The organism is Flavihumibacter solisilvae (assembly GCF_000814475.1).
Taxonomy (GTDB): domain Bacteria; phylum Bacteroidota; class Bacteroidia; order Chitinophagales; family Chitinophagaceae; genus Flavihumibacter; species Flavihumibacter solisilvae.
Genome location: NZ_JSVC01000017.1, coordinates 88,876 through 95,989, shown reverse-complemented (window position 1 = coordinate 95,989; position 7,114 = coordinate 88,876). Strand labels below are relative to the sequence as shown.

Sequence of the window (7,114 nt, the reverse complement as noted above, 5' to 3'; positions counted from 1 at the left end):
TCCTGGGTAATTCCGGTTATCTTACCGATAGAAATTTCCCCTACTCCCTCAACAAGATTAAACCTGATGTTGGGTTGCTGGGAATAGAGCTGAAGTGAAGCTCCTGAAAGAAGGATAATAATAAATCGAATGGTTCCCATGTAAGGACCATTTGAAAATTAAAGATAGTATAATTAAAACCAGGGTGGGCAATTGTAAGATAGCCGAAGAAAATACCTGTGGCAAACGCAACTGAGTAATTAACACAATGGCAGGGTAGTTGACGACACTACTAAAGGAGGCTGGCAACAATCTCTGTCCATTCCGCTTCGGTGGAGTTGTTTGGTCGTTGCCGACCCGCGCGCTGATACCAGTAATCTGCATTCCAGATATCACCTTCAGTCCGATGCAGGTAAGCATGGATGTGTGCTGCAACCTGGTCCGGCAGGTCCTGAACCAGTTCGTGAGCCCTGTTCCAGTCGTCCTTGCCCGCGTACCACATGGCTAACTGGTAAACTGACAGCTGCTTTGGGGGTTCTGCCTGACGTAGCGAATCTCTGAAACTGGAAACATTCATAGGGGTGTTTCTTTAAATGCAAGTTTATAACATAAATCTATCATTCGTTTTTTTTCCTATTTATATTATCTTGTCCGCAAAACCTAAACCGGCTTTATGAAGAAGACCGCCTTGTCCCTGTTTTTATTGCTTTCCGTTACCCGGTTGTTTTCGCAATTACAGACTTCCGACAGCGAGGGTGCCACACAGGCTACTGCCCTAAAAAAGATCTCGAAGAAAGCCAAATACGGCGCTCACCTCATTTCCCAGGAGTTCAGTTTCAATACCGGCAAAGGTCTTGACGGTGCTACAGTGGTAACGGCACGTGAAAACTCGAGCATAGAAATGGTATCAATGGACAATAAGGCCTACATGGGATACCTGGTACCCTATAATAATTTTGTGCAGGTAAAAGATTATGATTTCGAAGTTTTTTATAAAAACAAATTTCGCAGCCAGAAGTATGCTCCACAAAAGGTTTCACTCACAGACGATGCTATCTTCTTCGATGACAGTTTCGGCCAGTTTTATGGCATGAATGCAGAAGAATCGGGGCAACGCTGCCGATTTACTTATGATTACATTTTTTCTGATGCAAAATACCTGACAAGGGTTTTCTTCCATGAGAATATGCCAGTCAAGGAACACCGAATCAGTTTCAAAGTGCCGTCCTGGCTCGAACTGCAGATAATGGAGAAGAATTTCGACAGCCAGTATAAGATTAAAAAAGAAACTAGGAAAGAGGATGGTTTTACAGTTTATACCTATACTGCACAGAATATGCAGGCAGTACGTCAGGAGCCGGTTTCCCTTTCACGGCCATATTATCTTCCTCACCTGATAGTTACGGTAAGATCATTTACAATCAATGGCAAGAAGCAAAACGGCTTTACAAAAGTTGATGATATGTACGCCTGGTACAACTACCTGTATAAGAAGGCCAACAACGACATTGCATCTCTTAAACCGCTGGTTGCACAGCTTACCCAGGGAAAGGCAAACGACATGGAAAAGATCAGGTCCATATACTACTGGGTACAGGATAATATCAGGTATATAGCTTTCGAAGAAGGCTATTCCGGCTTTATTCCTCATACTGTACAGGACGTATTCAAAAATAAATACGGCGACTGCAAGGGTATGGCCAACCTGCTTACTGAAATGATGAAGATAGCCGGGTTTGATGCGCATTTCGCCTGGATCGGAACAAGGGAAATTCCATATGACAGGAGAGAGGTATTGTCCCTGTGCGTAGACAATCACGCAATTTCGGTACTATATCACCAGGGCAATACTTATTTCCTTGACGGTACTGAAAAATATGCCCCGCTGGGGAAAAACGCCTACCGGATCCAGGGTAAGAATGTCCTGGTCCAGGATGGGGATAATTTCAGGCTTGAAACAGTTCCGTCAGCAAAACCGGAAGATAACAACCTGGCTACTACGGTGCGGATGAAATTAAACGGGGACAAGCTTACAGGCCACGTTAAACTTACCTACAATGGGGAAGCGAAGAACTTCTTTCATTACATCTATAACCGCATTCCTGCCAATAAGCGCAGCGAATTTATCAAACGCCTTGTGGAATTGAACATTTCCAGTGCAGAAGTATCAAACGTTAAAAATTCAGATTTCGCAGACCGTGACCTGCCGATCGTGATTGAAGGTGATGTCGAGATCAGCAACCGAGTGACTATAGTAGACAAGATCTGTTATACCAGTATGGATTTTTATACCAGCACATTTGGAGGATTTGTTCCGGATGAAGAGCGCCAGAACCCGATCGATCTTGACCATGTATTTTTTGCTACTGACGAGGTGGTGCTGGAACTTCCGGCAAACGCAAAGGCAAACGGTATACCACAAGCATTTACTGCCGCATTCAGTAAAAACAACATGGAAGCTTCTTATGCCATTGAGAAAAATACAATTGTGCTAAAAAAGAAGATGCAATTAAACAGCCCGGTAATCCGAAACAACGAGTTTACAGACTGGAAAAACTTCCTGGCGAAAATCAGGGAATTCAACCGAAACAACATCAGTATCCAACTTCAATAACTTTCCTTCAACACAGTTATATGCGTATCCTGCGATTCTTTTTAATAGTTGCGGCACTTTCATTAACCGGCAGTCAAACCTTCTCACAACATCGCATAAGTAAGAAAGAAGCTGATATGATCGATCGCAACCTGTCATCGAGTCCGTTGCTGATTGATGATGCTGACTTCAAAGAAAGTAGCACAACCAGGTGGCCTGATGAAAGCGGTGTGATATTATGCCAGAAGACAACTTTTGACTTCGACAAGAAGGGGCTTAGTGTTGGTAAGCGGATTGGCCGGAATGTATGGGGGGTGTTATTTGCATTACCTACTTTTGGCGCTTCCATGTATGCTGCAAATGCCCGCAATGATACGCGCATTCTGGTGGAAGAGACGGAGCGAAGGAAAATATTACTAAAAGACAAGGCGGCGATAGATCAGTATTCAGTACTCTACTTCCGTTTATCAATGGAAGATGATGCGTTTGCAGCCCGGGTTATCAAGGCAGATGGCAGCATTCAGCCACTTAACCTTGAAGAAGCAATTAAGGTGGATGATGTAAAATCGGTTCCTGGGATTTTCCAGGGATATACTGATTTCCGGGTGAGCAGTGTATATCGTCCCAGCTATTACAAAATAGCCGTACCGGACCTGACGGAGGGAGATATAATTGAATATGCTTTCCGCCATATCAATACACGCCAGTACGGGCACAATCCAAGTTACAAGGAATTTGACCCCGTCTACTACCTCTGCAACCGCGAAATGCCGGTCGCCCGCCAGGTGATAGAAGTGGTTACCCAGGACGACAAATACCATATTGGTTATAAAAGCCTGAAAGGGGCACCCGATTTTATGGCAACTGATGCATCCGGGAATAAGGTATATAAGTGGGTAGATAACAACCGCGACAAACTGGTGGACACCAAATTCGTTAATGAATTCCTTGAGCTTCCCTCAATAAAATTCCAGATAATATATGCTCGGAATAGCAGCCGGAACTTCATCTGGTTTGCGGATGAAACGGCCATGAAAAAAGATATTACGCCGGAAGAACTATCTATAAAAGCCCGCACCTTCTGGTTTTCGCCGGAAAAGCTGCAGGCAACAGGGGATTACACAAAAGGGTTGAACAGTAGCATTGAAAACACTACAGGCGCATTATATAAGTTATTGAGAAAAAGAGGAGCCTTTGAAGGCTCTGAAGATGAATACGTACAAAAGGTTTATTACACCATCCGTTCTATGACCATTCACGAGACATGGAGTGATTATGCCTTTGCAAAAATCATGAGTGGTCTTCTCACTATGAAGCGTATTCCACATGAGATTATCGCAAGTACAGTAAACAACAGGACAGACATCAATAAAGTCGCCTTCACCCAGGAAATTGCATGGATGATCCGTTATAAGAACCGGTATTTTGCAAATCCAGATGAGCACCTGAACCCGGATGAGATCCCGGTATACCTTGCCGGAAACACTGCGTTGCGTTTCAATAGCAACGAAAAGGAAGAAAAAGTAACGACTGATGTGATCCCTATGGGAGACACCCTTCTCAATACATTGAAATCCCTGGTAAAAGTGAGCCTGGATGTCAGCAAAGCCACTTTTATCGTAACTAAGGAATCAGAAGCCTCCGGCCTCGTGAAGCAGGGGATGATCGATGAGGTTCTGGCGTTAACCCCATTCCTTGAAACCGACTTCCGGAATTATGATGGCGTGTCTATGTGGGATGGCCTGTCAGCCACAGATGAGGAAAAGGCAACTATGGAGTTCAATGACCAGAAAAAAGAATGGAAGGAAGAAAAGCCCAAGGTAATGAAATCACTGGCTGAATCTGAATATGGTCACACTGTAGAAAAATATGACGCATTTCGCCTGGTACAGGACGGCAGAAACGCCAAGAAGCGTGGCCTCCGGTATACAGAGAGCTTTACATTATCGGAGATGACTTCCCAGGCAGGTTCTGACCTGATAATTTCATTGCCAGTACTGATGGGTGAACAGAGCAGGATCAAGAAAGAAGAGCGCCAGCGGACTTTGCCAATAGATATCCAATACCCGCGAAGCTTACAATGGAAGATAATCTGCCAGGTGCCTGCCGGGTATACTCCCAGGGGACTTGAAAACCTAAACAAAACGATTTCAAATGAGGCCGGCAGTTTTGTTTCTACTGCTACAGTGGAGAACAATGCAATTCACCTCGCCGTCAAAAAAACGTTCAGGTCAAGGCACCTGAACGTGAATGACTGGAATAAGCTGCTCGAATTGCTGGACGCCTCGTTTAATTTTTCAGAAAGCAAGATCATCCTTGTAAAGCAATAGTCCGGTCAGGGTCGCAGCAGTTTGATCAGGTTAGTAGTGTTTGCTTCAATGTTTGCGGGTAAACCATTAACATTCTGCCTGACGGCGAATTTCAGATTACCCTTCATTACCAGGGTATCACCGGCCATCATGAGCCTGAATCCCATTTCCTCGGATTGGATAGGGGCGCCGGATGGTGCTGAGGTAAGTTGCCCGATAATTACGATTGAATCGGCACTGATCTTCCGGTAGGGCAACGGATTGCTGGGCTGCACGACTTCCATATAAAATGGCATGTCGGCGGAAGTTAACAAAGCGCCATTTGAAAATACGCTCAGGGTCATTGTTGTGTCAATGATATAATTCAGGTCCTGGGTGAGGAAAACTTTATCGTCCACCAGCATTTTACCTGAGGTGTTTTTTGAAAAGTAGGCGTATTCCACCACAGATTTCAGTGATTCGCCTGCTACCGCAGTGGTTGAACTATTTGATCCCTGGCTGGCGACTTCTACAATGTCCCAGGTTCCGGTAAAATCAACGGGAGCCGGACCATTTCCCGAATCATCCCTTTGCGTGCTATATTCTTTTTGGCAGGAAATAAGAAGCAGGGAATTTAAAGCAAATGCGACCAGGCAGAGTTTTGATTTCATAATTACGGTTTAGAATTACGGTTTAGAATTGGCGCCAAGATAATTTCAAAAACTGGTAAAGCAAAGTGTTGCCAATCTCTGGCACCATTTTTCCAGCTAAGAACAGATATGAATTTGAAGCCAACCAGGAACTTAACAGAGAAGGATCTGCAGTCAGGAATGAAGCTGGTTATCGGGGATGGGCTTGCTTCGGAGGCTATGACAACGCTGACAGGCGGAACATTCCTGGTGGCGATGGCTGTACTTCTCGGGGCATCGAACTTCCAGATTGGCATGCTTGCTGCCCTTCCTACATTTACAAATATCTTTCAACTGATATCTATCTGGCTCGTCCGGCGATTCAACAACCGACGGGCTGTTAGCGTACTATGTTCAATATTTGCAAGGATCCCGCTGATTCTTGCCGGTATGATGATCCTCTTTCTCCCCGAAGCGGGAATTGAAACGGTGATCTTTATCCTCTTCTTCTTCTACTTTTTTGGATCGATCGCTGGACCAAGCTGGAATGCGTGGATGAAGGACCTGATCCCGGAAAACATCCTTGGCACCTATTTCTCCAAGCGAAGCAGCTATATGCAGACATTGAATGTAATACTTGCCCTTGCACTAGCCTTCACAATAGACTATGTAAAGAAACACTATCCGCAATTTGAACTGAGTACTTACGCCTATATGTTTATTCTTGCAGGAATTATCGGAATTATAGGGGCATTGGTTCTTTCGAAGGTGCGGGAGCCTATGTCGTATCTTACCCGGGAGAATATTTTCCAGCTCATGAAAAAGCCGCTGACGAATAAAAATTTTCTTCGGTTGCTTATGTTCAATTCCGCCTGGGTTTTTGCCCTGAATATTGCGACACCCTTTTTTACTGTGTTCATGATGAAAACCATGGGGCTTTCCATCTCTTATATAATAGGCTTTACCATCATCAGCCAGTTGTGCAGTATTCTTACAATCAGGTTATGGGGCAGGTTTGCAGATAGATATAGCAATAAGACGATCATTGCCATAAGTGCACCCTTATATATATTGTGTCTCGTGGGCTGGTGTTTTGCAGGCATTTATTCGCATCCTTACATGAACCTGGTTTTACTATTCCTGATTCATGTTATGACGGGAATTTCAACAGCGGGAATAAATTTATCCCTTACAAATATCAGCCTCAAATTGTCGCCTGGAACAGAAGCAATTGTATACCTCTCGGCAAAGAACATTGTTACGGCTGTTTTTTCATCACTTGCGCCACTGGTTGGCGGGTATCTTGCTGACTATTTTGACAATCGATCTCTCAGCGTGATGGCACAATGGAGTGGTCCGAAGGTAAGCAAGGCTGTAACATTGGTACTACTTCACGAATATAATTTCCTGTTTCTCATCGGTGCGGTACTTGCATTGCTCGCAATAGAATTGCTGGTTGCCGTTAAGGAAACCGGTGAAGTGGAAAAAGATGAAGTTGTCCGGATAATGCGGATGAATGTTAAGAACAACCTGAAAGACTACTATATAATCGGGGACCTCATTTCCTGGCATGAACAAATCCGGAGTCTACTAAAGAGGCGGTCATCTTCAACGAATTAGGTTCG

5 protein-coding genes are annotated in these 7,114 nt (G+C 44.4%); 3 read left to right on the top strand and 2 right to left on the bottom strand.

What is annotated here, in order from left to right; all coding sequences use genetic code 11:
• Positions 1-271: 271 nt before the first annotated feature.
• Positions 272-481 (bottom strand): hypothetical protein, encoded by a 210-nt coding sequence (locus OI18_RS15680; RefSeq protein WP_240312783.1) that lies wholly within the window; start codon positions 479-481, stop codon positions 272-274.
• Between the two features lie 171 nt (positions 482-652).
• Between OI18_RS15680 and OI18_RS15675 the strand changes: the two genes are divergently transcribed.
• Positions 653-2,593 (top strand): transglutaminase-like domain-containing protein, encoded by a 1,941-nt coding sequence (locus OI18_RS15675; RefSeq protein WP_039141464.1) that lies wholly within the window; start codon positions 653-655, stop codon positions 2,591-2,593.
• A 20-nt stretch (positions 2,594-2,613) separates the two neighbouring features.
• On the top strand, positions 2,614-4,902 hold the full coding sequence (locus tag OI18_RS15670) for a DUF3857 domain-containing protein (RefSeq protein WP_039141462.1): 2,289 nt from the start codon (positions 2,614-2,616) through the stop codon (positions 4,900-4,902).
• 5 nt (positions 4,903-4,907) lie between these two features.
• Here OI18_RS15670 and OI18_RS15665 read toward each other — a convergent pair whose 3' ends face one another.
• Positions 4,908-5,531, bottom strand: a complete 624-nt coding sequence (locus tag OI18_RS15665; RefSeq protein ID WP_039141460.1) for a hypothetical protein — start codon at positions 5,529-5,531, stop codon at positions 4,908-4,910.
• A gap of 108 nt (positions 5,532-5,639) precedes the next feature.
• Between OI18_RS15665 and OI18_RS15660 the strand changes: the two genes are divergently transcribed.
• Complete coding sequence (locus OI18_RS15660; RefSeq protein WP_039141457.1) at positions 5,640-7,109, top strand: MFS transporter; 1,470 nt, start codon at positions 5,640-5,642, stop codon at positions 7,107-7,109.
• Positions 7,110-7,114: the final 5 nt, after the last annotated feature.

Bases quoted from the DNA above. Each gene is read 5' to 3' on its own strand.
- OI18_RS15660 (WP_039141457.1), top strand. From the start codon at position 5,640: ATGAATTTGAAGCCAACCAGGAACTTAACAGAGAAGGATCTGCAGTCA.
- OI18_RS15680 (WP_240312783.1), bottom strand. From the start codon at position 481: ATGTGGTACGCGGGCAAGGACGACTGGAACAGGGCTCACGAACTGGTT.
- OI18_RS15670 (WP_039141462.1), top strand. From the start codon at position 2,614: ATGCGTATCCTGCGATTCTTTTTAATAGTTGCGGCACTTTCATTAACC.
- OI18_RS15665 (WP_039141460.1), bottom strand. From the start codon at position 5,531: ATGAAATCAAAACTCTGCCTGGTCGCATTTGCTTTAAATTCCCTGCTT.
- OI18_RS15675 (WP_039141464.1), top strand. From the start codon at position 653: ATGAAGAAGACCGCCTTGTCCCTGTTTTTATTGCTTTCCGTTACCCGG.